Consider the following 21,845-nt stretch of genomic DNA (forward strand, 5'->3'; position numbering starts at 1 on the left):
TCCTATGCAGCTTTCTTGCGGCCGAACAGCGCGATGACTGCTGCACGATCGCCGGTGGTGGGGCGCGGTGCGCCGGATTCAGGGTTGCCCGCGGCGGCCAGTTCCTCGGCTGCGGCCTGGGCGCGGCCGCTGAGCACGGCCTCGGCATGCGCGCGCACGACCAGGGGGCGGCCGTTGGGCTTGCGGTTGACGATCAGGCCCAGCGACTGCAGCCGCTTCACCTTCGCCGCGTGCGAGTTCGGGCCCAGGCCTTCGCAGATCTGGTCGATCTCGGGGTCGGTCAGGAACATGCCGTTCATGCCAGCTCCTGCAGCGCCGCAGCTAGCGCGCGCCTGCCGCGCTCGGCGAGGTGATCGCGGCACGCCGATTTGTCAGAGAAGTACGGCCACTTGTCGTCGGGGCGGATGGCGGGCTTCCCGCAGACCGCACAGCCCTCGATGAAGCGCTTCTGCCGGCGGGCGTCGGCCACCAGCATCGGGTGCAGCTCGGTGAAGTCGTCGTTGGCGACCAGGCACTCGTCGGGCAGCAGGGCGCGGAAGCCGTCGCGCACGCGCGGCGCGCCGTAGTAGGCGCCGGCGGCGAGGGCGTCGATGCCGCGCTGCAGGGCGGCCAGCGCCTCGGCGTCGCGCGGCCGCTCGTAGGAACCAACGAAGGCGGCGACGCGCGCGGTGCGGTCCTCGGTCCAGTGCTCGCAGAAGTCCCACAGCCGCACTACGTCGCCGGGCCGGAGCTCGACGCTGTGCAGCTTGCGGGCCTGCGGCTTGGCCGAGGCCCAGGCGTGCACGTTGCTGAAGCCGGCGTTGAGCGCGACCAGGTACACCCAACCGGTGCAGTCGAGGTGCGGATCGACGTTGGGCGCCCAGCCGTAGAGCTCGCACGAGCGCGTGTTCTCGGTGCCGACGACCTGCATGCGGGGATCCTCGTTCTGCACGAGGGTCATGGTGTTGGCCAAGGCCTCGCGCACGAAGCGGTGCTCAAGCACGGCGGGCGGGATCTCGATGTGGCCGACCACGGCCAGCGATGCGGGCGTCATCGCTTCTGGATCCACTTCAGCGCCTCGTCGCGCGCGGCATTGAGTTCGGCCATGCGCACGGGGTCGCCGCCGGCGCGATCGGGGTGGTACCGGCTGGCCAGGCGCTGGTAGGCGCGCCGCACGTCGTCCTCGGTGGGCAGCAGCAGGTCCCCTAGCTCGAGCACCAGCTGCCAGTCGCGCTTCATCCCGGCGACGATGGGCGGCGGCAGCGCCGCGAAGCCGGTGAAGGCGCGCTCCAGCACCACCGCGCCGCCGTGGCGCTCGATGGAGCGCATGGCCTCGATGGTGGCGGCCAGGGCCGCGATGTTCTGCTCGACCTTCGTGTAGCGATCGATCGCCATGCAGCGCGGCGCGACCGACCATGGGTCGGCCCAGTACACCGCGGCGCCGGGGTCGGCGGGCTGCGCCTGATCGCTGCGCGGCAGTCCGTCGAGGCGCAGGCGCAGGTTCGTGCTCAGCACCAGGTCATCGTCGCGCACGCCCATGCGCTCGAGCTCGGCGCGCAGGCGCTGGGTGGCCTCGGCGATCGTGATGCTTTGCACCGAGCGCCAGCTGCCGGCCTTGGATTGCTTCGTCGTGCCGAACTTGCCGAAGGCGCGGCGCTCCGCGGCGGTGCGCTTCCAGCCCGGCGGCCAGCACAGAGGGAATGCGGTGATCGTCATTGCTTTTGCCGCTCCTGCCACGCAGCGTTCTCGATCGCCCAGTGCCAGCGCGACCAAGCGCACCACGAGCCGACGCACAGCACGAAGATCGCGCCCAGCCAGTAGGCGTAGGCGGGCCATGGCAGGCTCGGGAACAGCAGCAGGGCCGAGCTGGCGGCCGTGCCGAGGATCACCAGCGTCAGGATGAGGAAGTCGATCCACATCACGCGGCTCCTTTTGCTTCGGCGACGGCGGCGCGGTAGGCGTTGACCGCAGCCTGTGCGATCTCGGCCACGCGGTCGCCGTCATGGCCCACGGTCGAGAAGTCGGCCGCGCTCATGGTGCCGTAGCCCCAGGCCGACCATGCGCGCGTGCAGTCGTAGGCGTCCCCCAGGGATTTCGCCACGGCCTCGCAGACCGCGTCGAAGCCCTCGGCGCTCAGGTCGGGCGCCGCGGCCGCGCGCTGCTCGCGATACCAGTCGAGCAGCCACATCACGAAGGCGAACGCGATCAGGAACATCAGGACAGCCCACTCGAGCATGTCCTTCCATTGGTCGACGGTCCAGGTGCTCATTGCGCGGCTCCCTTGGTGTCGCCGGCAGTAGCGGCCGGATCGGATTCGAGCGCTGCCTTGTTCTTCGCTTTGACTTGGTCGAGCATCGCGCGCAGGTCGGCTTCCGCGTGCTTTGCCCATTCGCTGCCGTGGCTCAGGTAGCGCATCAGCAGGAAGTGAATCACCGCGGCCTGTTCGTGCTCGGCCTTCGTCTTGATGTCGGTGCCGCAAAGACGCAGGGCCTGCGCGAGGCGGATGCACGTGAAGTTCGGCCGGCCGAGGATAGCGATCAGGTCGTCGTTCAGCGCCGCGAGGTCTCCCGCGTCGTTGCGCTGCACGGGAGCGAGCTGGTTGGCCGCCTCGGCCTCAGAGAGGCCGTGCAGTTTCAACCACGCTGGGTTGAGCATCTGCCCCTGCTCGATGTCGTGCGGGTCGTCGATCCACTTCGGCACGGGTGCCGGCTGGGCGAGCGAGTCGCGGTAGAGCGACAGCAGGAGCCGCGCCTTGCCGATGGATCGTGTCAGCACGTCGACGCTGTCCGTCGTCTGCGCGCGGTACAGCTCGTTGTGCAGGTCTTGCAGCAGGTCCGGCGCAGCCTCGCCGGGGGCCAACTGGGCAGCCGCTTCGAACCGTCGCTCGCACGCGGCGGGATCGTCGGCGAACTTCTGGCACGAGCAGGTGCCGTCGGGCGCGCAGAACGGTACCGCCGGTGTGGCCGCGAGGCGCGATGCGGCCGCGGCCAGCAGCTGACGCGCCAGGCCGCCAACGCCGTGCGGCACCAGCGCACCGGCGGCGTCGAGCCGCAACAGAGAGTCGATGCTCTTGATGAGGGCGGCGTTGTCGCCGCGGAAGGTGTCGTTCATTTCGGGTCGCTCCATTTGACGCAGTCCAAGGTCGAGCAGCGGCCGGTGGTGCGGCCGTCGATCGCGCTGGCGGTGTAGGTGAGGTTGCCGCCGCACTTCGTGCAGCGGATGGTTCCCTGCGTGGTCTGCGCAGGGCGGAAGTGGGGTGGGGTGCAGTGCTGGCGGCGCACCTCGGCCATTGCGCGCGCCACCGCACTGGAGAAAGCGCCGAAGCCCGGCCGCGTCATGGCCAGACCCTGATCGCGAACACGTGGACCGGCGACGGACCGAAGTGCTCGTGGGTGATCGTGGCGAGCTCGTAGCCGCGGAAAGGCAGCTCGAGCCGGCGCGCGGCATCGTTGGCCGGCGGGTAGCCCATGGTGAGCACGATCCCGCTGTAGAAGCGTCCCTCGAGCCGACGGCACCAGTAGGCCGTGCGGAGGCGGTATTCGAATCGCTTCTTGCCGTCGCGGATCTGCTCGAAGTACTCGCGCTTGAGCGGGAGGTGCAGCAAGCTGGCCGGTACCGGCGGGAACGGCTCGGTGTTGACCACTTCAGGCGGCGCCATGCTGAGACCTCCCGGCAGGGTCGAAGGAGGAGCGCTCGTCGGCCCAGGTGCGAACCTTCGCGATCAGCGCGCGCGCGGCCTTGCGGCGCTGGCGCGCGTTGCCGGACGGCCTCGTGTCCATCCACTCGATGTGAGCGGCGGTGTTGCACCAGGGGCAGGGGATATCGCCGCCCGACGTCAGGCCGCCGCCCGGCTCGTCGCAGCTGTCCAGGTCCCACATGAAGCCCTCGATGCAGGTCCCGTCCGGGTAGCGAGCGCCGAAGGTGGGCGCCTCGTAGTTGCAACCCAGGGGTTTAGGCATGGGTGGCCTCCCCGGGAAATTGGTGCCACGTGCGGCCGTCGAGCAGGCGGCCGGCGGCGCTCTTGCCGACCATCGACATGGTCGCAACGTCGGCGTTCTCGTCGCGGCCTTCGTCGGACAGCGGATCGACCATGGTGCCGTCCGGCCTGATCAGCGCGACCTTCTTGCCCTCGACGGTGCCGAAGGCTGGCTCGCCGGCCGAAACCCATTCCCCGTGCTGCTTGAACAGGAACGGCACGCCGACCGCCTGGCACTGATCGCGCAGGCTACGGGCCCAGTCGGGATGCATTGGCCGCGCATGTGGACCGCTCTCGCCGCCAGCGATCACCCAATGCAGCAGCGGCTTGTATCGAGTGCCGGGTTCGCTGAACCATGGCAGGTGCAGATCGACCGGGCCCAGCAGCGGCTCCATGCTCAGAAACCGCACGCGCGCTGGTACCCAGAGCAGCTTGGGGAGGTCGCGGTCGGCCTCGGCCTGGTTGACCACCGTAGCGCCGATCCAGACGTTCGCGGGCGCATCGCCCTCCAGCCAGCGCTCGATCCAGCGAAGCAGCGCGACGGTGGCTTCGGCCGCAGTCGTGAGCCGCTCGCGGAGCCATTCCGCTGCCGCCTCGAGCCGGCTGCGCCAATTGCCGATGCGCTTCGACAGCAGCAGCCAGTCGAGGTCCGGCGTGATGCGGATCAGGCCGAGCAGGTCGACCAGCAATTCCACGTCGACCGCGTTGTCGAGCCAGTCGGCCAGGCTGGCGCAGAACACGCGCTGCCGGCGTCCGTGCTCGGCGAAGAAGGCTTCGTGCTGGGCGTTCCAGCGACGCGGCTTCGCCCAGTTCGATGGGCTGGTGCGATGGCGTTCGGCGTGCGGGCCCCAGGTCTCGATGCCCCTGGCCCGCAGCACGCGGACCGGCGTGCTGACTTCCGCATAGCAGCCGTCGCAGCCGCCGCCGCACGTGGCGGCGGTGGAGACCTTCGTGCAGCCGATCCACGGGTTGAAGGTGTGGTCGCACCACTCGATCTTCGTGTCAGCGGCCACTGCGAGCCTCCCTGACCTGGTAGACCATCTCGTAGCGGCCCATCGCGAGCGGGGCGATCGGCTTGAGATCGATGGTGACGACGAGGCCGCGCTCGCGCGCGCTCTCGATGAGGTGCTGCGCGGCCATCTGTAGCGCGATGATGTCGTTCGCCCTGCTCGGTGCCGGCGTGGTGTCGATGAGGTGCATCACTATTCCCCCGCGCCGAACAGCAGGGGCTGCACGGCGCCGTTCTGGTAGACGACTGGCATGACCGTGTCGGCCGCGGGCTCGTCGCCCTCCCAGCCGTCGGGCCACGTGTTGGCGGCGATCAGCGCGCGGATGCGCGCCTCCTCGTCGCTATTGATGAGGCTGATCTGCGGGCGGCCCTCCGCGCGCGCCGCGTCGTTGCATTCGGTCTGGATGGCGAGGATCCGCTCGAGGCCCATCGTGCGTGCCTCGAGCGTGATTGGGCCCATGCGCTGCGGGTTCTTCGCGATGCTCCCGTCCTTGAGCCGCTCGAGCCCGGCCTTCTTGATCCTGTGCTTCGGCTCCCGTAGCTCGCGCCACAGCGGCTTGATGCCCTTGAGCGGCCGCAGGTACTGCCATTGCGGCACCAGCAGCACCGTGTCCAGCGCGGTGTCCTCGGCCGCCAGCGCGCAGCCGACGCAGCCGGTGCGCGCGTTGATCTCCTCGGCCTCGTCGCCGCCGTAGGCGTCCGCGATCATGGCCGTGCTCCAGTCGCCGAAGTCCGCCTCAGGCGCCCAGTGCTTGAGCCATTCCCAGACGTGGCACACCCGCCAGTGCAGCAGGGGCGCCAGCGTTGCGATGCGGCCGCGCAAGCCGCGCGCGTTGGGCAGCACCTGCTGGTACCAGCCCTGACCGCACTCGGCGCCGTCCTTGCCGCACGACATCTCGATGCGGCGGTCGCGGATCGCGCTCTCGCCCTGACGCACGCCTGTGATCATCAGGATCTGGCCGTCGAGCTGGTCGAGCCGATCGCGCAGCGCCTGCTCCATCGGGTCGATCTTGATCTGGCGCGTGCACCACCGCAGCGTGTTGTTGTTCGGCGGCGGCACGCCGCGGCCGAGGATGTAGACCATGAATCGCTTGTCCATGGGCGCGGTCACCACCTCGACGCGGATGCCGCGCTCGCGCAGCTCGTCCATGATCTGCTCGGCTGCGATTGCCAGCGGCGGCAGTTCCTGGCGCGTGTCGGCGTAGAAGACCGTCAGCGTCTCCGGCGCGCGGATCTTCCCGGTGTCGATCAGCCAGGTGACGACCGTCAACGTGGCGCTGCTGTCTTTGCCGCCCGACCAGGCAATGCCCCAGTGCGGGTGATCGGGCCCGTAGGCCTGCAGCGACTGGATCGTGAGCTCGATGCTCTCGGTCATCTGCAGGCGCTGGCCGCCGTCGAAGAAGCTGGGTTGGTGCTTCATACTGCTGGCCTCACAACCAGGAGAAGACGATGGCTACCTTGGACCCGAACAGCCTGCCCGACGCAGTGGAAATGCTGCGAAACCAGCATCTCAGTGCGCGAGATTTCGTGATGGAGACGCTCAAGATCCCTGTGAACAGAGAGGACTTCGCTATGGTGCTGGTCGGTGTATTGCAGGTCCTTGCAACAAACGAGCTGACCCTTGCGCAGAAGAAAGCGAAGGCGAAGTAGGGAATGCCGAAGCCCACCCGCACCGCAAAACAGCTGCGCGAACTGTTGCTCGAGCGCATCGAGGCCGTCCCTGACCTGGCAGGCCAGGAAACGGACGTGCACCGCGGCGGCGTGGTCGGCACGGGCGGCGACGGCGAGGGCGGCCCGAACTGGACCGTGCCGGTGCTGACAGACCGCGGCACCCATCGCGCTGACATCGCGCGGATCATTCGCGACCTGCAGCGGCAATACGATCTTGAGGACTGAGCCTGGCGCTACCGCCTCGCGCAAACGTGCAATGACACCATGATCGAGAAGCCTTTTTACGCTCCTGTCGCGACGCCGTATCGCGGGTACACCATCACGGCGGTCGCCCCAGACGTCAACGGGGAGCCTGCGGTTTCCACGTGTTCGATTCGTCGTCCGGACGACACGATCTGCGCGGTTGCTGTCGTCGGCCCGTTCCCGAGTAGAGAAGCTGCCCATGCCGCCATGCTTGAGGCCGCGAAGCTCAAAATTGACGAGGAACTGGCGGGCTGACATCAGTTCGCCCCCCTGACGGTAAGCGCCATAGCGACGTCGCGCACCCAGATCGGCTGCGCTGACAGCATGAAGGTCTCGCCGGTCATCGCCAGCAGCAGCGTGGTGCCCATCACCTCGGCGATCGCGCACGCGGCGTCGCTGGGCACTGCGTTGCCGATGCGCTCGCGCCAGGCCTGGTCGCTCAGGCCGTCCAGCTCGAAGCGCTCCTCGGGATCGAACAGCGATTGCAGGGCCGCGAGCTCGAGCGTCGTGAAAGGGCGATGCCACGTGCCGTCGAGCGCCTGAATGCGGCACACCACTTTGTCGGCCGCGGCGGGCATGCGCGGGTCGGCGACGCTCCACCGGCCGTTGTCGTGGCCGGCGGCCGCGCTGACCGCGCCGGCGGGCTCGTTCCACGACGTGACACCGTAGTGGCCGGCCGTCAGGTAGGCGTCGCCCTTGCTGCGCTGGATGCCGCTGCGAGGATCGGCCACCGCGTAGGCTCCCTGGCCGGTGGTGCTGCCACTGATCACGGTGCCGGCGGGCTCGCCGAAGCTGGTCACCGAGTACTTCGCGAATGGCAGGCCGGGCTGCCGCGGGTCTGCGACTGCGGTGCCGCCCGCCGACGGCCCGGTGCCGGCCGTGACCGTCGTGCCGGGCTTGTCCCAGGGCACCACGCGGAACACGTTGTTGTGGCGCACGCCGCTGGCGCGCGGGTCCTGCACCGCGTAGGCGCCCGAGTCGTCGCCGCCGATGACGGTGCCCGCGCTGGAATCCCACGGGGTCACCGCGTACTTGGCGAACGGCTTGCGGTCCTGAGGGCCGCGCGGGTCGGCGACGCTGAAAGTGCCCTGACCGGGCGACTTCACGCCGATCACCGCTCCCATCGGCTCGGCCCAGTCAAGCACGCCGTATTGCTGGTACTGCAGCGCGGCTGCGGGCGCGCGAGGATCGGCCACCGTGAAGCGGCCATTGCTCGGACGGCTTGATCCAGCTACCACGCCGAGCGGGTCGCCCCACGGGTGGACGCCGAAGGCGCGGTGATGCGCGCCCTCGGTGCGCGGATCAGCCACCGAAAACGCGCCATTGCTGGGGCCGCTGCGCGCCGCCACCAGCTTCGAATGGTCCTCCCAGCGGGTGACGCCGTAGGCGCCGGTGCCCTCCTGCGTGCTAGGCACGATCAGGTAGTCACGCAGGTGCCCGTTCTCGACGGCTAGCTTGTTCAGGCTCCGCCAGTCGCTGCCGGCCTCGACGAAGGCGAGGCGAACCCAGGTCTTCCACTGCAGCGCCGGAATGCGGTGCATCGGGCCGGCGCGCTCGTCGCCGGGCATCAGCATGCGGCCGAGCACGTCGCCCACGGCGCGCAGCGGGCGCTTCTCGGGCTCGTAGAGGAACGGCGGCACTTTCTCGATGTGCCTCGCAACCAGCAGGAAGCGCTTCCTGCTCTGCGCCAAGCCGCCGAGCTCGCCGCAGTCGTGCGTCGTCTCGGCCACGGCGTAGCCGTAGCTGCGCAGCAGGCTGGTGATTTGGTCGAGCAGGTGGCGCCCGCGCGTCGCGATGCGCGGCACGTTTTCGAAGACGAAGAGCTCGGGCGGATCGTTCTTCCAGGCCTCGAGCATCAGCCACACGCCGCGCAGCGTGAGCCGATTCAGCGCCTGGTACTTGTCGCTCTTGCTCTTGCCTTCGGCGAGCAAGCCGCTGAAGCCCTTGCAGGGCGCCGAGAGGAAGATGATGTGCGGCCGCTCGCCGCCCGCGGCGCGGTGGATGTCGGCCGGCATGGCCTCGCGCCAGCCCGCCGGCGGCGGCCGGCCATGGAAGGCCTCGAACTGGGCCCGGTCGAAGAGGTCGAGCACGGTGCCGGTGGCGTTGGCGAGACGGTTGAAGTCGCGGATCGCCGCGGCGTCGACGTCGATGCCGCCGATGCAGCGGAACTTCGCCTGCAGGTTGCCGACGCGCGGGTTGGCTTTGTTGAAGCCTCGCGCGCCTCCGCCCAGGCCGACGAAGGCGTGGAAGTGCCGGATCTCGACGTGCTTCATGCCGGCGCGTCCCCGCTGGGCTGTGCGGCGCCGAGCATGCGCGAGCGGATGGCCTTGGCCGCACCGCTCAGCGGCCGCGCGAAGCCAGCGCACTGGGGGGACTGGCGCATCATTCGGACGTCGTCGACCTGCCGGTAGTCGATGCTCGGCTCGCGCGGCTGGAGAGCGCGGCAGTCGAGCGCGGCTGCGGCGGCCGCACTGTCGCTGATGTCGATGGCCTCGCGCACGGCCTCGACGGTAATGCCGAGGGACTGCGCGGCGGCGTGCATTGCCGCCTTTCTGTCCTGGCCAAGGGCGAGGGCGCGCGCGAGCGCGTCCTTCACCTTCTCGATGGAGATGACGGCGAAGTCCATGCGGCTCAGTCCTTCGACGTGTCGGCGAAGATCTCTTCGGCCGTTTTGCCGCCCTTGCGGCGGCTGGCGGTGGCCGGCGCGTCGTCCTTGGGCGGGTCCTTCGGAGCATCGTTCGGGAACGGCCAGGGGCCGCCGTCCGCGGCCTGCTGCTGCTCGCCTTCGGGCTTCGAGGCAGCCGCCGGCGCGCTGGCAGCGGAATTCGCTTCGGTGTCTGCGTCGTCGAGCTGCTGCTGGCGCACTTCGGGCTCGAGCAGTTTGATCGGCACCTCGCGGCTCTTGAGCATCGCGAGCTCGGCCAGCACCATCTTCGGCACGTCGACCATCTCGAGGCTCCACCACGCCGCCACGGTGCCGCCTTCCTTGGCCTGGAAGCGCCAGTTGTCGAGCGAGGCATCGGTCACCGGCAGGTTGGATTTTCCGCCCATGCCGTGATCGATCTCGCCGCGGTAGCCGGTCAGCTTCTCGGACCACGACACCTTCTTAATGTGGCGAGCCATCGCGGTGAGGTGCGGCAGGTCGCTGATCTCTTCGACGCCGGGCAGGGTCTGCCGCTTGTCCTTCGCGCTGTTGGCAGCGGCCTCGCTCTTCGTAAAGAACGCGGTGCGCAGCGCGCCGTCGAAGTGCGACAGCACGTAATTCGGAAGGTCGGCCTGCATGTTGAGGCGCACGCCCGGGTTCGCGCCTGGCGGCCGGTTCTTCTGGCTCAGCAGGGTGACGTCGAGTATCTTGACCTTCGTGAACTCGGGGAGAGAAAACATGGAGTAGCTCCTTTGGGTTGGCGGGAATGAAAGAGGGCGCCGCTCGCGCGGGCCGGCCGGGAATGGAGGAGGAGGGAGGAGGAGGGAGCCCGGCCGGCTCGAATCGCCCGAAAAGGGGTGTCAGAACGGGATGTCGTCGTCGAGCTCGGGCTCGGGCCGCTTCAGCAGCGTGCAGGCCTCGACGGGCGCGTCGGCGGTGCGCCGCATCTCGGTCGCGTGCAGCACGTAGAACGATTTGCCCGGGTACACCGTGGCGAGCCGCTCCGCTTCGTCGGCCGCGGCCTTCGCGCTGTGGTGCTCGTGGCGAGGGGGACGCTCCCCCTCGGGACTCCACACCAGCCAGAACTCGAGGTGCTCCACGATCAGGCCGCGATCAGTTCGGCCGCAGCGCCGGTGGCCGCGAAGTAGACGACCTGGGCCGCGCGCACGTCGACGATCGCGCTGTGCGCGCCCTCGAGCTTCTTGCCGGTGAAGAACTCGTAGGCTTCGCCGAGGTTCGCGCTCTTGTGGTGGAAGCGCTTGGCCGCCTTCATCTTGGCCGTGGGCGGCAGCTTGAGGATCGGCGTGCTGATCAGCTGGGTGCACGCGGCCTTGCCGGCCTTCCACTCGTCGGCCGTCTCGGCATCCAGAAAGCGCATGCACGCGATGCGCGCGATCCGGGCGTCGAACGATTCGTTGTGGCCAATGCGGATCTCGGCGCGGCGCCACATCGACAGCAGCATGCGCAGCGCAATGTGCTCGGGGATGCCGACCTGCAGCGCGAGGTCGGTGGTGATGCCGTGGATTTCGGCGGTCTCGTCGGGAATCGTCCAGCCGTCGGGCTTCACGACGACGTCCAGCGTGCTGTAGACGCGCTGCGTCTCGAGGTCGACCAGCTCGGCGCCGACCTGCACGAAATGCGGCTGGCCGGGGTGCTCGCTTGGCTCATTGAAGAGCGGCAGCGCCTGGGTCTCGAAGTCGTAGAAGAGGGCGAGTTTCATGCTGCTTCCTTGAGTTGGCCGACGTGGCCGTTGTTGATCCACTCGGCCGCGACGGTCGCGGGGAGGTCGGAGGGCAGCGCCTTCAGCGTGCCGAAGAGGAGCGCGGTGTCGAGCTCGCCGTTCTGGGCGAGCACGTCGAGCCACAGCAGCAGGTCGCCGCGGCCCTGGGCGTCGAGCACATCGAAGCGATCGAGCACCAGCAGCTTCAGGCCGGACTGGAAGCTGATCGCCTCGGCCACCATGGCGTCGGCGCGCCAGCGCTCGGACTCGCTCAGCAGCCGGTACTCGCGCGCGCTGCCGCCCGGCGTCAGGCACGTGATCGACATGTCCGCCGAGATGCCGATGCGCAGCCATTCCGCGTCGAGGGAGCTCTGCTGCAGGCGCGTGTTGATCGGGTCGAGCGCCTCGGCGAGCATCTGGCCCGGGATGCCGTCGGGTGCGAGGTCGGCCGCGAGGGCGTCCCAGGCGACGACGTCGGCGTGGTGGCCGGCCGCGGTGGCGGTCTTCGATGCCGCTTCCTTGCCGGCCTGCACGAGCGCCTCGAGCTTGGCGACCTCGGCCGCGGCGTTGGCGCGCTTCTGCCGCAGCGTGGCCAGCCCTTGCGTCGCGGCGTCGATGTCGGACTGCTTCGGCGCGGCGGGCTGCTCGCCCTCGGTGAGCGTCTTGAGCTCGACGGCGGCGTCGCGCGCGGCTTGCAGGTCGCGCTTGTCGTTGGCGACTGCGGAGCGCAGCAGCTCGCGCGAGCGGACTAGCTCAGGCAGCGCGGCAGCGGCTTCTTCGTCGCGGACTCCATCGGGCACGGTGTGGGCCTTCAGCTCGCCGCCGGCCAGTTCGACCAGGCCGCGGCAATGCGGGCAGGTCAGGGGCTGCGTCGGCGCCGCGCCGGCAGCCTTGGCTTCGGCCTCTTGCACCTTGGCTTCCCAGCCGGCCAGATCCTTCTCGTCGGCCGCGAGCTTCGTTTCGACGCGCGCCACGCGCTCGGCCGGCGCGCGGAGCGCCTCGATGCGAGCCTCGCGCGCGGTGTGGGTGCGCATGTCGGCCTGCAGCGCGCCGAGCGCTTGGTTGGCCTCGGCGATCTGCTTGTCGGCGTCGGCGAGCTGCTGCTGCGCGGCTGTGAGCGCGGCCGGGTCGGTCGAGACGGCGGGCGCGGCCCAGCTGGCGGCCTTCACCGAGCCGTAGGTCTCTCCCGTGAGCGCGCGCCACGCGCCCTTGGCCTCGGTGGCCTTGGACTTCGCCTCGGTGCATGCGGCGTCGAAGCCGGCGCGCAGCGTTGGCGCCACGCGATCGACGCGGGCTTTGTCGTGGCCGGCGGCGAGCAGGCGCTGGGACACCGTCTCCGGGGTGATCTTGATGCCCATCAGCCCGAAGAGGAAGGCGCGGCGCGCCTTGTCGTCCATGCTGCTGAAGCGCTGCGCGTCGAGCACGTAGGGCAGGGCGGCCGGCGGCGTGAAGCCATTGCTGCGCGATGCCTTGCCGCTGGGCAGCACGATGCTCGCGGTCTCCTCGCCGATGCAGACCTCGGCGAAGCCGTTCTTCTCGCCATCGTTCACGAGCGCGGCGTATTCCTTCTTCAGCTCGACGCGGACCGTCTCGCCGGTGAGCGCCATGCGCACGGCTTCCTGCAGGCTGCTCTTCCCGGCGTAGTTGCCGCCGCCGAAGAGGGTGATGGGCCGATCGAGCGCGACGTCGGCGCGGCGGATGCCGAGGAAGTTCTCGGCGGTGATGTGGGTGATCTTCATGGTGGTGGTGCTCAGTCGACGGAGGGAGCCGCGCCGCGGGCGCGGCGGCTGGTGGGCGCCGGTGCCGGCGCGGCGGGGGCGGCAGGCGCGCCCTCGAGTTCGGTGGCGCGGCGCTGGTAGACGTCGCTGAGAACGGCGCGCTGCTCCTCGGTGGGGTTCAGGGCGCGCAGGCTGTCCATTGCTGCGTCGAGCGTGTCCTGGTCCTTGCAGGCGGCCAGCTTCTCGGAGAAGGCGTCGACGTCCAGGCCCGCGGGCTGCGTGGCGCCGGCGGCGGCACCGGATGCGGCGGCCGGCTCGTCGACGGCGCCGGGGCCCCGCTCGTCGCGCGAGTCCTCTGCGGTGTTCTTCTGCACGACCTCAGCGCCTCGCACGGGCTGGGTGCTCAGGTCCTCGACCGAGACGCCGGTCACGCGGCCCTCGTGGTCGACATCGAGCACGATCGCGTCCTGTGTCTCTTCCGTGGTGCGGCCCATGCCCATGACGATGTCGGGGGCGTGGATGTTCCCGAAGAAGCTGCCGGCCCGGTACTGCAGCATGAGGTGCCGCATCTCGGTCTGCCACTTCGAGCCGGACTTCCCGTACCAGCCTTCCTCGACCGCGAGCCGCATGCTCACGGGTGCGGACTCGATCACCGGCAGATTCGCGGCCTTGGCTTGGTCGAGCGTGCGGATCTGCGGCGGGAAGGCCACATTGCCGGGGAGGGCCCAGGCAACGCATTCCAGGTTCTCGACCTCGACGCTGATGTCCTTGAAGTCGTAGCGATTGAGCTGGCGGTTCCAGCCCTGCTTCTCCCGGTAGGTGGCCTTGATCACGCCCTTGTTCTTCACGTCGAAGCGCAGGGGCGTGAAGCGGCCGCTGGCGTTGATGGCGGCGATCTTGTATTGGCCGCTCCAGGTCAGCCGACCTTCGATCACGTTCGCGTTCTGCATCACCGCGGCGATGCTCATGCCCACCGACTGCGCGACCTCGATCGCGATCAGGCAATTGCCGAGCGCCGACGGGTTCTCGACCATCTCGACATTGCCGTCGCGACCCTTCTTCTCGGTGAACTGCCGGAAGGCGGCCGGCACGGCGTTGGAGGTCGACAGCGCGCGAGCGATACGCTGCGCCAGCTCGAAGCCTCGCAGCGAGAACATGCTGACGACGTGATCAGCAGGATCGGGCACGGTGGCGACCTGGTGCTGCTGCTGGCGCAGTTGTTGGACGCTGGCGGTGTTGACGGCCGGGGCCGCCACGGTTGCTGTTGCAGACATGGCTTTTCCTTCTTCGAGTGGGGGTCAGTCGTGGAACTTGCAGTGCGAGGCGTATGCCGGGCAGTACTTGCGCGAGCACAGCGTCGACTTCGGGTTCGGCGGGAACACGCCGCTCTTCAACATGCCGGCCGCGATCTCGATGAGCCCGGGCGTCTTGTCGTCGCCGAGTAGCGGGGTCTTCACGTCGGCGATCTCGCCCGTAGCACAGGGCGTTTCCTTGGTGGTCTGCAGGCCGATGATTTCGGCGGGGCCGTCCAGGCGCTCGCCAGTTGCCTGCTCAGCCATCAGCGTGTAGATGCCGAGCTGAATGTGGTGGCCCTTCGTCACTGCGCGCCGGCCGCCGCGCTCAAGGATCTCGGTCGCGCGGCTGCCAGTCTTCACGTCGGATATGCCCTTGCGGCCATCCTGCAGCTGTCGCACGCGGTCCGTGGTGCCGGTGACGCGCACGGTGCCGTGCTTCGTCGCGATGTCGAGCGCCGTGCACTTCACTTCCACCGCTGTGTAGGTGCGCGTCGGCGCGATGTCGTTGCAGTAGCGCGCCGTGAGCTTGACTGCGTAGGTGTCAGCAAGGGCCGGGGTGAGACCTTCATCCCAAGCGACCTCGTTCTCCGGCGCGGCCAGGGCTGCGCGCGAGGCGTCAACAGCATCGGTGACCGAAATGAACTTGCCGTCCAGGATGGACTGGTCGTAGGCCGCGGTGCCGACGTGCACGGCCGTGCCGAGATGCGCGGCGCCGCCCGAGAGGCTGCGCAGGCCGAAGATGTTCTGCCAATACCATTTGTACGAGCAGTCGAAAAGGCTGGGCCAGGAGCTGGCGCGCACGACCGCGAGGGGCCTGGTGTCGGTGGTGTTCACGAGTGCGGGACCTTTCAGCGATAGAAGAAGTGGAGGAGGACGCCGGCCGCTGCGATGCAGGCGGCGGCGACGAAGAAGGCGCGACGCGCCAAGGTGAGGAGGGCGTCGATCGCGGCGTAGGGCTGCGCGATGGGCTCGGGCGTGTCCGGGGGGAACGCGGCGGCGCGCGGGCCGCGCGTGTTGTCGACTGCGATGCGAACGGCCATGGCGGTCTCAGTGGTAGTTGTTGAAGGCGATGGCGACCACGAACCCGACCAGACCCGCGATGAAGAGGGCGATGTCGGCGAGGGTCTGCTCGAGGCGGCTCACGCGCGGACCTCTTGGCTCAGGCGCTGTTCGCGCGCGGCGTACATGTCGGCGAGCGCTTTGTGGTGCTCGGCCGCGGCCTGGTGCTCGAGGCGTGCCTGCTGGGCCTGCTGCAGCTGCTGGCGCGCGATGCGCTCCGCAGTGAGCGGCGCGAAGGGGGAGAAGAGTTTGCGGATCACGATGGCTTCCTCGCGTTGACGGCAGCCACGACCGCGGCGCACTGCGCCACGTCGAACCACCCGATGTGGCACTGCTCGACGTCAGCGATGCCGAGCGCGCTGGCGAGCCATGCATAGGCCTCGCTGCGCGTCATGGAGCCCTGCTGCCAGAGCGGGTTGAAGACTTGCTTCGCAGCCTTTCGCGCGCGGCGAATCTCAGGCGTGGCCAGCGTTCCGAGTGGAATACCGGTGAAAGGATGCAGGCCGACATAGGAGTCGCAGCCGGTGCACATCAAAGCCCAGGGCCACTCGCCGTACTCGCGGCCGTAGATCGTTGCGTTTGAGCCGATCCAGACCCGAGAGCCGCAGTGCGGACATATCTCGGGTACGGGCAGCGGGTTCGACACCCGTGCAACGGCGCGGCGCGATGGGGCCCACGGCGTGACTGGCGATGTACGCTTCGGACGAAGCGGTGCCAACTGCTCGGCGATCGTGCGGCTCATGCGACACCCCTGCGTGCTTTGATGCAGTCCCGGTCGTGCTCACCGAGCCAATCGCCGCAGTGCGGGCAGCGGTTCGGCTTGTGCTCGGCGGCCTGGGCGCCGCGCTCGACGGGCGCGCGCTCCTGGGACTTGATCTGCCAAACTGGCGCCGTGACGTAGCCGCTCTGTGCGGTCCCGAGGTCCTCGCGCAGAACAAACAATCCACTGGCGAAGGCCTCGTCAGCGATGGCCTCGTTCTCTTCCCATTGCTTCACGTAGAAGCAGTCGGCGGGCAGGCGGCTCGAGTCGTGCGAGCACTCCGGCCTGTACATGTTGACGCTCAGCGTCGCGAGGGGACCCTCATCGGTCACGAGCTGCACGGCGACGGGGCCGTCAGCGCGTTGGTAGTGCCCCCGCAGGACCGTGACTTGGCCCCAGCGGCGCGATTGGAATGTGCCGACGGTGTTCATGCGGTCCGCCCGTTGCGCTGCGAGAGGTCCAGCTCGCGCTGGGCGAAGTGAATGGCGAACAGCCGCGCCGCGGCATCGCCATCCACCGTCTGCACGCTGATCGCGGCCTTCACCGCGCCCGCCAGCACGTGCATGCTGTCGAAGAGGAAGTGCGGGCCGTTCACAGCGCACCACCGTGGCGGAGGTCCAGCTCGAGCGCGCTGCGCTGCTGGTCCTGCTGGAGGAGGCCGCTGTCCTTGGCGGCCGCGTAGGCGCTGTCGAAGGCAGCGAGCTGCTCTTCGGAGAACTCGAAGGCGTCGGGGTGGCGCTTGACCTCGGCGCGCTCGCGGCGCGCGTCACGGCGCCGCGAAAGGTTGGACTGCGTGAAGCGGCTCATCACGCTTCAACCGAGAGGGCGCCGACGTTGCTGTGGCCATCGTTGCCGAGGTAGATCACCTTGGCGGCCGTCGGCGCCTTGCAGACCTTGAGGCGGTCGCTCATCTTGGCGAGCTGCCGGTGCACCAGCCGCGTCATGTCCTCGCCGTAGTTGCCCGGATTCATGCCGTTGAGCAGGCCGCGGCGGAAGTCGTGCGCCGTGGCCACCAGCGGGATACCCCAGAAGCGGCACACCGCCGCGATCGCCTTGTCGACCAGCGCGTCGGAGCAATCGCGGTTGCAGAACACGTAGTCGGCGCCGAAGTGCACCTGCTCGCCGTCGACCATGGCGTAGGTGCTGCCCTTCAGGTCGATCGAGCCGTCGAAGTAGGAGCCCTTGAAGACGTGCGCGACGGCTTCGACCTGCTTCTCGTTCGGCCCGTCAGTCCAGCGCACGCGGACGCTGGCGCCGCCGCTGTAGACGTCCGAGCGGACCGAGAACTTGACCCCGGGGAACGCTTCCTTGAGCGCCTTGCGAATGAGCTTCGCGGTTTCGGCGCAGCTGATGAATTTCGTCATGCCCATCTCCTGTGTTGATGGGCTGCACTTTAGATGAACCTAAAGTAAAGAGTCAAGGAAAACCTAAAGAAATCTACGTTTGACTTGTCTGAGGTGCTTCAGTGGCTGAGACAGTGCGACGACGTCTGACGGTCTGCGTTCCGGGAACGGCCGAAGATGTCAGACATGTCTGCCCTTCGCCATTTGGCCGTCACCGTCATCCAGTCCGCCAGCAAGGCCTACCGCTGGTGCATAGGGGAGCTCACACCCGACGGCAAGTGGTCAGCCGTCGACGAGCAGGAGGAGGCCGCCAAGGACTACAGCGCGGCAATGGCGGCCGGCCTAGTACAGCTGCAAGGGTTGGTCGAAGATCTGGCGGTCGGGCCGCGCGAGGAGGATCCGGAAGCGCCACCGCCCAAGCGGAAGGAAGGGCTGTTTGGGTTCGGGTTCGGCGTGCCGCAGGCGTAAAAAAGCCCGCCGGAGCGGGCTGGTGGATCTGCATCTGGTCGATGTGGCCGCCGTCACCCTCTAGGTATCGGGCTCTCGCTGAGGGGCGCCCCCATTTCACACAGCAATGCAATTCGCGGCACCCGAATCCCGGGAGCAAGACGGCCGCAAACGACAAAGCCGCCCGAAGGCGGCTCAACGAGATCGCTCGGCATGCCGAACGAGCGCTAGCGACTGACTGTTAAGTAGCCGAACCCTGCGAGCAGGTCTTCGGACGGACCGACTCTTCCAGGTTGGAAGTGCACGCCCAATCGGCATTCGCAGCGGTGTAAGTGAAGGTGATGGTCTTGCCCTTCAGCTTGTCATTGACGCCTTCCGTCTTAAACGTCGCCACCAGGGCGCAGGTCGTGGAGGTCGCTGTGGCCACGATGCCGTTAACGTACTTACCCTTCAGCGTGAAGTTGTTGGCTTCGTTCAGGGCGCCAGCAGGGATTGCGGGGGTGGGGTTAGCGCCAGTCGTCGCGTCCACTGCCGCGTTGGTGCTGCAGGCTTGCGCCAGACCATTGCTGCCGGAGATGTCCATGACGGGGGTCTTCAGGCCGGCAAGCAGGTTCATCGCTTCCGTGGTCTGCGCGCGCGCCGTGTAGTTTTGGTACTGCGGCAGTGCGATTGCGGCCAGGATGCCGATGATCGCCACAACGATCATCAGTTCGATCAGCGTAAAGCCGGCTTGTGCGCGGCGAGCGAGAGTACGACGGTTCATGAGAATCCTCTGTTGGGTGGTCTTAACCGGAGGCCCTCCCCCGGCTGCAAGGTTCTTTGCAGGGCGCGTGCCAGGCGGGCCGTAGGCGGGAAAGACAGCAAAAGTTCTCAGAAGCAGGTGGACTTCACAGTGTCCAGAGCACTCAATGTCGCAACATTTGACACAAAAAGAAACGGACTCGACAAAAATGTCAAATGGACGACCGTGCGCGACGACCCAGCGTTACAGACACAAGCGCCCGCATACCTGCTTCCAGCGCGGTAGTGCCCCACGCGGTTATGGCGTGGTCGCCGCAGCGGGCAAGCCAGCCGGCGCGATCGAGATGGGCGCCATCGAACATGCCACCGGCCGTAACGGGCATGAGGTGTATTCGGTTGTGCTCGAGCAGGGGGCCGCCATGCTCCCACTCAGTGCTGAAGCGCGGGACAGGGCGCTCCCCGTGGCCATCTTCGTAGTAAACAAGACCCACATCAACGAATCGGACGCGTTGCCCGAGCGATTTGGCGACCCACATGTCGAGGTCGCGGTCGCTCAGGTTCTTGATCGTGGGGGCGAGCTCCGTCGGGGCCAAGACCAACAAGTCACTGACGAGTTGATCTACGGAAACGCTGAAGAACTTGGCAAGCGCGGAAAGCTCTGAAACGCCAGGTTCTCCGTCGCCGTTTTCCCATCGAAGGACGGTGCGAGTATTGACGCCGACGGCCGCGGCCAACTGACCTTGCGTTAACTGGCGAGCATTGCGCATGCTCTTGAGGTTCGGGACTTTAGATTCGGCCATGAAAGAATGGGCAATCGCGGGGTGAGTGTGATCACTAGCAGCTGAAGGTGTTGCCGGCGCCGCGCACGCAGAAGCGGCCGTCAGTGCCTTGGAGGTTGCCGCCTGCGACCCGGTTGTAGCGGACTCCGTTCTGGCTTCCCCAGCAGCCGGAGGCATCGCACCCTACCAGCGGGCCCGGCGCCGATGCTGCGCGCTCCTGTTGCTCGCGCTCGTATTGCTGATCCGCCGGCCCGCCACCGCCGTAGTAGCCGCGTCGCGCGGACCAGTTGGGGTTGCGGTTTCTCTCCCCGCCGTAGCAGCCGCGACGAGGAGAGACGGTGTCGCAGCCCTCGGCGTCCACTGCAACGCTCGGTGGGTGCATCGGCTCGAGCTGGCCGCGCTGAGTTGGCGCGCCCATCATGGCCGGGCCGCCTACCATCCCATCGCTCGTTGGCTCCTGAATGCTCCGAGAGGCGTTCTCGATGCTCCGCATGTTCCGCTCACGCCCATAGACCTCGTTCTCCCATCGGCGGTCGGTAGCGTTAGCGCCGAGCACGCGGACAGCACTCTTTGAACCGGTGGGGCAGGGCTGATCGCTAAAGGACGTTTTCCCGGCCGCGTCCACACATCGATGGACTTGAGCCGCAGCACCTGAAGCCATGCAGATAAAGAGAGCGGCGATGGCGATCCGATGGGGCATTCATCACCTCTTGGCTAGAGAAGGGTGCCCGTCCAGACCGCGTGCCCAAGCACCTCGAAATCGAGTTCCTCGGCTTCGGCGTAGATCTTGACCTTCGGGCTGAAATTGGAATTCTCTGCGGTCGCCACGACCCCAACGCCAGGCATCTTCGTGAGCCGCTTGATCAGCAACTCGCCGTCCACTCGAAACGCAAAGAATCGACCGTTGAGGTTGCTGTTGTCGGAGGTGTTGACAAGTACGACAGCTCCGTCACGGATCTTGTCTTCGTTGCTATTGCCGACGGCTTCCACGACCACGGCGCGCCCCGCGGGGATGCCCAACTTTCGAAGAAAGTCTGCTCGAAAAGACAGCGGCGGCTTGTCCTCAACGTGATAGACGATCTGGCCGGTGCCGTTCGAGAACTTCACGTCCGCGCGGCGGACCTGCACGAACTCCTCTTCTTCATCGTCAAGCGGCCCTCGATCATCGAAGCCGGTTTCGAAGTACCGATCGGGAAGGCGGAGTTCGAGTTCGATCTTGCGCGCCGAACGTTCCCCAAAGGCAAGACGGGAATCGAGCAGCTGGGAGATTCGGCCTTCAGAAAGGTTTGCCGCGCGAGAGAACTCGAGCTGGCTGCCGTTGTACGGCGCAGCGTCAATCAGCGCTCGCAGTCGGCGCTTCCGGTGCTTGGTCATCTCGTCCATCTTTAGGAGAGCGTAAACAAGTTGACTTTAGAAAAACCTTGACCTATCGGTTTAGGTTGACCTAAAGTTCAAGCCATGCACCTCAAACCATGGCTCAACGAGAAGCGGGGCCGCGCGACGGCCCTTGCGAAACACCTAGGCGTGTCCACTGGCCGCATCACGCAGATGGCCGATGACGGTGTCCCCGACAAGTTCAAGTTGAAGGTGCGCGACTTCTCCCATGGGACCGTCACCCTCGAGGAAATGGTCCGCGCACGCACGGCCCCCGACGACTCCACCCAGCAGGCGGCCTGAGTCATGACGCACCAAGACGTAATCGACGCCCTGGAGCAGCTGGGCCGCAAACGCAGCGCTGCATATCGAGAAGAGGAGGCACGCATCGCAGTCGAGCGGACTCGGCTGCAAGCCGAGTGCGCCCGGATCGGGCACTTCTTCGCCAAGTCGCGCTGGCCGGGTGACCTGCGCGCGGTTCGTATCTGCGTCTTTTGCTGCGCGGACGAGCCGAGTCCAGCAAAGCCGGATTGAATCGTGGCGAATCAGTCCAAATCGCTCGGCCGCGTCAGAAGGCGGTTGAACGTCTCTCGCATCACTGCGAGCTGCGCGTCTTCGATCGGCTGGTTTAGCGACGACGCGTCGAACTGCTCCAAAAGGGTCGGTAGAAGCCTGTATATCCCCTCGCGGTCGGGCAGCTTGGAGATGAGGTGGTGGAGCACTGCCTCTGTCGCGTTCTGCCGTGCCATCAGCGACCGGGCGAACCGCCTGAGATCGTCGATTTCCCTCTTCGTCTGGTCGTCCATTTTGTCCGCCCCTCGCGGGGTCCAAGTTGTGGTGACTCGGATTCTGCCCCGCGAGGGCGCGGACACCTCGGAGGTCTGACCCATGTTCGACCTCATCAACCAGCTTCCCGTCGGCGTGCAGGCCCTGTTCTTCGTCGGCGGCCTGGTGATCGCCGCCTGCATCGGCGGCCTCTATCTCGATGACGTCGCACGCCGGCGCCGCGCCCGCGACGCGGCGCTGCTCGGCGTGAAGGCGCTCGAGCAGTGCAAGCGCTAGGTCACCGATATGCGCCCAGCCATCC

Annotated in this window: 39 protein-coding genes; 7 read left to right on the top strand and 32 right to left on the bottom strand. The window is 67.6% G+C overall.

The window, feature by feature from the left end:
• Positions 1-2 precede the first annotated feature (2 nt).
• From INQ48_13625 to INQ48_13680, 12 genes are read right to left on the bottom strand one after another with little or no spacing between them, the layout of a single operon-like run.
• A complete protein-coding gene (locus tag INQ48_13625) occupies positions 3-299 on the bottom strand; it encodes a hypothetical protein (GenBank protein ID QRF60184.1) in 297 nt (98 codons plus the stop codon).
• A complete protein-coding gene (locus INQ48_13630) occupies positions 296-1,033 on the bottom strand; it encodes a hypothetical protein (GenBank protein QRF60185.1) in 738 nt (245 codons plus the stop codon). The genes INQ48_13625 and INQ48_13630 overlap by 4 nt, the downstream gene beginning before the upstream one ends.
• Complete coding sequence (locus INQ48_13635; protein ID QRF60186.1) at positions 1,030-1,695, bottom strand: J domain-containing protein; 666 nt, start codon at positions 1,693-1,695, stop codon at positions 1,030-1,032. Before INQ48_13635 ends, INQ48_13630 begins: the two co-directional genes overlap by 4 nt.
• A complete protein-coding gene (locus INQ48_13640; protein ID QRF60187.1) occupies positions 1,692-1,898 on the bottom strand; it encodes a hypothetical protein in 207 nt (68 codons plus the stop codon). The genes INQ48_13635 and INQ48_13640 overlap by 4 nt, the downstream gene beginning before the upstream one ends.
• Positions 1,898-2,248 (bottom strand): hypothetical protein, encoded by a 351-nt coding sequence (locus INQ48_13645; GenBank protein ID QRF60188.1) that lies wholly within the window; start codon positions 2,246-2,248, stop codon positions 1,898-1,900. Before INQ48_13645 ends, INQ48_13640 begins: the two co-directional genes overlap by 1 nt.
• Positions 2,245-3,090: a hypothetical protein gene (locus tag INQ48_13650; protein QRF60189.1), complete on the bottom strand. Its 846-nt coding sequence runs from the start codon at positions 3,088-3,090 to the stop codon at positions 2,245-2,247. The genes INQ48_13645 and INQ48_13650 overlap by 4 nt, the downstream gene beginning before the upstream one ends.
• Positions 3,087-3,317 carry a hypothetical protein gene (locus tag INQ48_13655; GenBank protein ID QRF60190.1) on the bottom strand — a complete coding sequence of 77 codons (231 nt, stop codon included), beginning with the start codon at positions 3,315-3,317 and terminating at the stop codon, positions 3,087-3,089. The genes INQ48_13650 and INQ48_13655 overlap by 4 nt, the downstream gene beginning before the upstream one ends.
• Positions 3,314-3,637, bottom strand: coding sequence for an ASCH domain-containing protein (locus INQ48_13660; GenBank protein ID QRF60191.1), 324 nt, complete (start codon positions 3,635-3,637; stop codon positions 3,314-3,316). Before INQ48_13660 ends, INQ48_13655 begins: the two co-directional genes overlap by 4 nt.
• Positions 3,624-3,938, bottom strand: coding sequence for a hypothetical protein (locus tag INQ48_13665; GenBank protein QRF60192.1), 315 nt, complete (start codon positions 3,936-3,938; stop codon positions 3,624-3,626). The genes INQ48_13660 and INQ48_13665 overlap by 14 nt, the downstream gene beginning before the upstream one ends.
• Entirely contained in the window at positions 3,931-4,968 is a 1,038-nt protein-coding gene (locus INQ48_13670; GenBank protein ID QRF60193.1) for a phage Gp37/Gp68 family protein, read from the bottom strand. The genes INQ48_13665 and INQ48_13670 overlap by 8 nt, the downstream gene beginning before the upstream one ends.
• Entirely contained in the window at positions 4,958-5,155 is a 198-nt protein-coding gene (locus tag INQ48_13675) for a hypothetical protein (GenBank protein ID QRF60194.1), read from the bottom strand. Before INQ48_13675 ends, INQ48_13670 begins: the two co-directional genes overlap by 11 nt.
• Before the next feature lie 2 nt (positions 5,156-5,157).
• Positions 5,158-6,384 (bottom strand): phosphoadenosine phosphosulfate reductase family protein, encoded by a 1,227-nt coding sequence (locus INQ48_13680; GenBank protein QRF60195.1) that lies wholly within the window; start codon positions 6,382-6,384, stop codon positions 5,158-5,160.
• Positions 6,385-6,413: 29 nt separating this feature from the next.
• Here INQ48_13680 and INQ48_13685 point away from each other — a divergent pair, with 29 nt between their 5' ends.
• The 3 genes from INQ48_13685 to INQ48_13695 are packed head-to-tail and all read left to right on the top strand — an operon-like array spanning position 6,414 to position 7,133.
• The gene (locus INQ48_13685; GenBank protein QRF60196.1) at positions 6,414-6,614 is read left to right on the top strand and encodes a hypothetical protein; all 201 of its coding nucleotides are present in this window, start codon (positions 6,414-6,416) and stop codon (positions 6,612-6,614) included.
• Between the two features lie 3 nt (positions 6,615-6,617).
• Entirely contained in the window at positions 6,618-6,860 is a 243-nt protein-coding gene (locus INQ48_13690; protein QRF60197.1) for a hypothetical protein, read from the top strand.
• A 39-nt stretch (positions 6,861-6,899) separates the two neighbouring features.
• A complete protein-coding gene (locus INQ48_13695; protein QRF60198.1) occupies positions 6,900-7,133 on the top strand; it encodes a hypothetical protein in 234 nt (77 codons plus the stop codon).
• 2 nt (positions 7,134-7,135) lie between these two features.
• Here the strand turns inward: INQ48_13695 and INQ48_13700 are convergent, their stop codons facing one another.
• The 15 genes from INQ48_13700 to INQ48_13770 all read right to left on the bottom strand — a co-directional run bounded on the left by INQ48_13700 (position 7,136) and on the right by INQ48_13770 (position 17,438).
• Complete coding sequence (locus tag INQ48_13700) at positions 7,136-9,151, bottom strand: DNA cytosine methyltransferase (GenBank protein ID QRF60199.1); 2,016 nt, start codon at positions 9,149-9,151, stop codon at positions 7,136-7,138.
• Entirely contained in the window at positions 9,148-9,504 is a 357-nt protein-coding gene (locus INQ48_13705; GenBank protein QRF60200.1) for a hypothetical protein, read from the bottom strand. The genes INQ48_13700 and INQ48_13705 overlap by 4 nt, the downstream gene beginning before the upstream one ends.
• 5 nt (positions 9,505-9,509) lie before the next feature.
• Positions 9,510-10,262, bottom strand: coding sequence for a hypothetical protein (locus tag INQ48_13710; protein ID QRF60201.1), 753 nt, complete (start codon positions 10,260-10,262; stop codon positions 9,510-9,512).
• A 120-nt stretch (positions 10,263-10,382) separates the two neighbouring features.
• Positions 10,383-10,622 (bottom strand): hypothetical protein, encoded by a 240-nt coding sequence (locus tag INQ48_13715; protein QRF60202.1) that lies wholly within the window; start codon positions 10,620-10,622, stop codon positions 10,383-10,385.
• Between the two features lie 2 nt (positions 10,623-10,624).
• On the bottom strand, positions 10,625-11,242 hold the full coding sequence (locus tag INQ48_13720; GenBank protein QRF60203.1) for a 3'-5' exonuclease: 618 nt from the start codon (positions 11,240-11,242) through the stop codon (positions 10,625-10,627).
• Complete coding sequence (locus INQ48_13725; protein ID QRF60204.1) at positions 11,239-12,981, bottom strand: AAA family ATPase; 1,743 nt, start codon at positions 12,979-12,981, stop codon at positions 11,239-11,241. Before INQ48_13725 ends, INQ48_13720 begins: the two co-directional genes overlap by 4 nt.
• A gap of 11 nt (positions 12,982-12,992) precedes the next feature.
• The gene (locus INQ48_13730) at positions 12,993-14,234 is read right to left on the bottom strand and encodes a hypothetical protein (protein ID QRF60205.1); all 1,242 of its coding nucleotides are present in this window, start codon (positions 14,232-14,234) and stop codon (positions 12,993-12,995) included.
• 24 nt (positions 14,235-14,258) lie between these two features.
• On the bottom strand, positions 14,259-15,056 hold the full coding sequence (locus INQ48_13735) for a PD-(D/E)XK nuclease family protein (GenBank protein QRF60724.1): 798 nt from the start codon (positions 15,054-15,056) through the stop codon (positions 14,259-14,261).
• Positions 15,057-15,103: 47 nt separating this feature from the next.
• Positions 15,104-15,295: a hypothetical protein gene (locus INQ48_13740; GenBank protein QRF60206.1), complete on the bottom strand. Its 192-nt coding sequence runs from the start codon at positions 15,293-15,295 to the stop codon at positions 15,104-15,106.
• 99 nt (positions 15,296-15,394) lie between these two features.
• A complete protein-coding gene (locus tag INQ48_13745) occupies positions 15,395-15,574 on the bottom strand; it encodes a hypothetical protein (GenBank protein ID QRF60977.1) in 180 nt (59 codons plus the stop codon).
• Entirely contained in the window at positions 15,571-16,056 is a 486-nt protein-coding gene (locus INQ48_13750) for a hypothetical protein (protein ID QRF60207.1), read from the bottom strand. Before INQ48_13750 ends, INQ48_13745 begins: the two co-directional genes overlap by 4 nt.
• Positions 16,053-16,505 (bottom strand): hypothetical protein, encoded by a 453-nt coding sequence (locus INQ48_13755; GenBank protein QRF60208.1) that lies wholly within the window; start codon positions 16,503-16,505, stop codon positions 16,053-16,055. The genes INQ48_13750 and INQ48_13755 overlap by 4 nt, the downstream gene beginning before the upstream one ends.
• Positions 16,502-16,669 carry a hypothetical protein gene (locus tag INQ48_13760; protein ID QRF60209.1) on the bottom strand — a complete coding sequence of 56 codons (168 nt, stop codon included), beginning with the start codon at positions 16,667-16,669 and terminating at the stop codon, positions 16,502-16,504. Before INQ48_13760 ends, INQ48_13755 begins: the two co-directional genes overlap by 4 nt.
• Complete coding sequence (locus INQ48_13765) at positions 16,666-16,881, bottom strand: hypothetical protein (GenBank protein QRF60210.1); 216 nt, start codon at positions 16,879-16,881, stop codon at positions 16,666-16,668. The genes INQ48_13760 and INQ48_13765 overlap by 4 nt, the downstream gene beginning before the upstream one ends.
• Positions 16,881-17,438, bottom strand: coding sequence for a hypothetical protein (locus INQ48_13770; protein ID QRF60211.1), 558 nt, complete (start codon positions 17,436-17,438; stop codon positions 16,881-16,883). The genes INQ48_13765 and INQ48_13770 overlap by 1 nt, the downstream gene beginning before the upstream one ends.
• A 165-nt stretch (positions 17,439-17,603) precedes the next feature.
• Here INQ48_13770 and INQ48_13775 point away from each other — a divergent pair, with 165 nt between their 5' ends.
• Positions 17,604-17,885, top strand: a complete 282-nt coding sequence (locus tag INQ48_13775) for a hypothetical protein (GenBank protein QRF60212.1) — start codon at positions 17,604-17,606, stop codon at positions 17,883-17,885.
• Positions 17,886-18,105: 220 nt separating this feature from the next.
• Here the strand turns inward: INQ48_13775 and INQ48_13780 are convergent, their stop codons facing one another.
• The 4 genes from INQ48_13780 to INQ48_13795 all read right to left on the bottom strand — a co-directional run bounded on the left by INQ48_13780 (position 18,106) and on the right by INQ48_13795 (position 20,767).
• The gene (locus INQ48_13780; GenBank protein ID QRF60213.1) at positions 18,106-18,627 is read right to left on the bottom strand and encodes a pilin; all 522 of its coding nucleotides are present in this window, start codon (positions 18,625-18,627) and stop codon (positions 18,106-18,108) included.
• A gap of 190 nt (positions 18,628-18,817) precedes the next feature.
• A complete protein-coding gene (locus INQ48_13785; protein ID QRF60214.1) occupies positions 18,818-19,405 on the bottom strand; it encodes a helix-turn-helix domain-containing protein in 588 nt (195 codons plus the stop codon).
• Between the two features lie 34 nt (positions 19,406-19,439).
• Positions 19,440-20,084 (bottom strand): DUF4124 domain-containing protein, encoded by a 645-nt coding sequence (locus tag INQ48_13790; GenBank protein ID QRF60215.1) that lies wholly within the window; start codon positions 20,082-20,084, stop codon positions 19,440-19,442.
• Positions 20,085-20,098: 14 nt separating this feature from the next.
• On the bottom strand, positions 20,099-20,767 hold the full coding sequence (locus tag INQ48_13795) for a LexA family transcriptional regulator (GenBank protein ID QRF60216.1): 669 nt from the start codon (positions 20,765-20,767) through the stop codon (positions 20,099-20,101).
• 75 nt (positions 20,768-20,842) lie between these two features.
• Here INQ48_13795 and INQ48_13800 point away from each other — a divergent pair, with 75 nt between their 5' ends.
• Both INQ48_13800 and INQ48_13805 read left to right on the top strand, forming a co-directional pair.
• Positions 20,843-21,061: a hypothetical protein gene (locus INQ48_13800; protein ID QRF60217.1), complete on the top strand. Its 219-nt coding sequence runs from the start codon at positions 20,843-20,845 to the stop codon at positions 21,059-21,061.
• A gap of 3 nt (positions 21,062-21,064) precedes the next feature.
• Entirely contained in the window at positions 21,065-21,292 is a 228-nt protein-coding gene (locus INQ48_13805) for a hypothetical protein (protein QRF60218.1), read from the top strand.
• A gap of 11 nt (positions 21,293-21,303) precedes the next feature.
• On the opposite strand, the gene INQ48_13810 is transcribed toward INQ48_13805, so the two are convergent.
• Positions 21,304-21,564 (bottom strand): hypothetical protein, encoded by a 261-nt coding sequence (locus INQ48_13810; protein QRF60219.1) that lies wholly within the window; start codon positions 21,562-21,564, stop codon positions 21,304-21,306.
• Between the two features lie 82 nt (positions 21,565-21,646).
• Between INQ48_13810 and INQ48_13815 the strand changes: the two genes are divergently transcribed.
• Complete coding sequence (locus INQ48_13815; GenBank protein ID QRF60220.1) at positions 21,647-21,820, top strand: hypothetical protein; 174 nt, start codon at positions 21,647-21,649, stop codon at positions 21,818-21,820.
• Positions 21,821-21,845: the final 25 nt, after the last annotated feature.

It is taken from the genome of Variovorax paradoxus (assembly GCA_016806145.1).
GTDB lineage: Bacteria > Pseudomonadota > Gammaproteobacteria > Burkholderiales > Burkholderiaceae_C > Variovorax.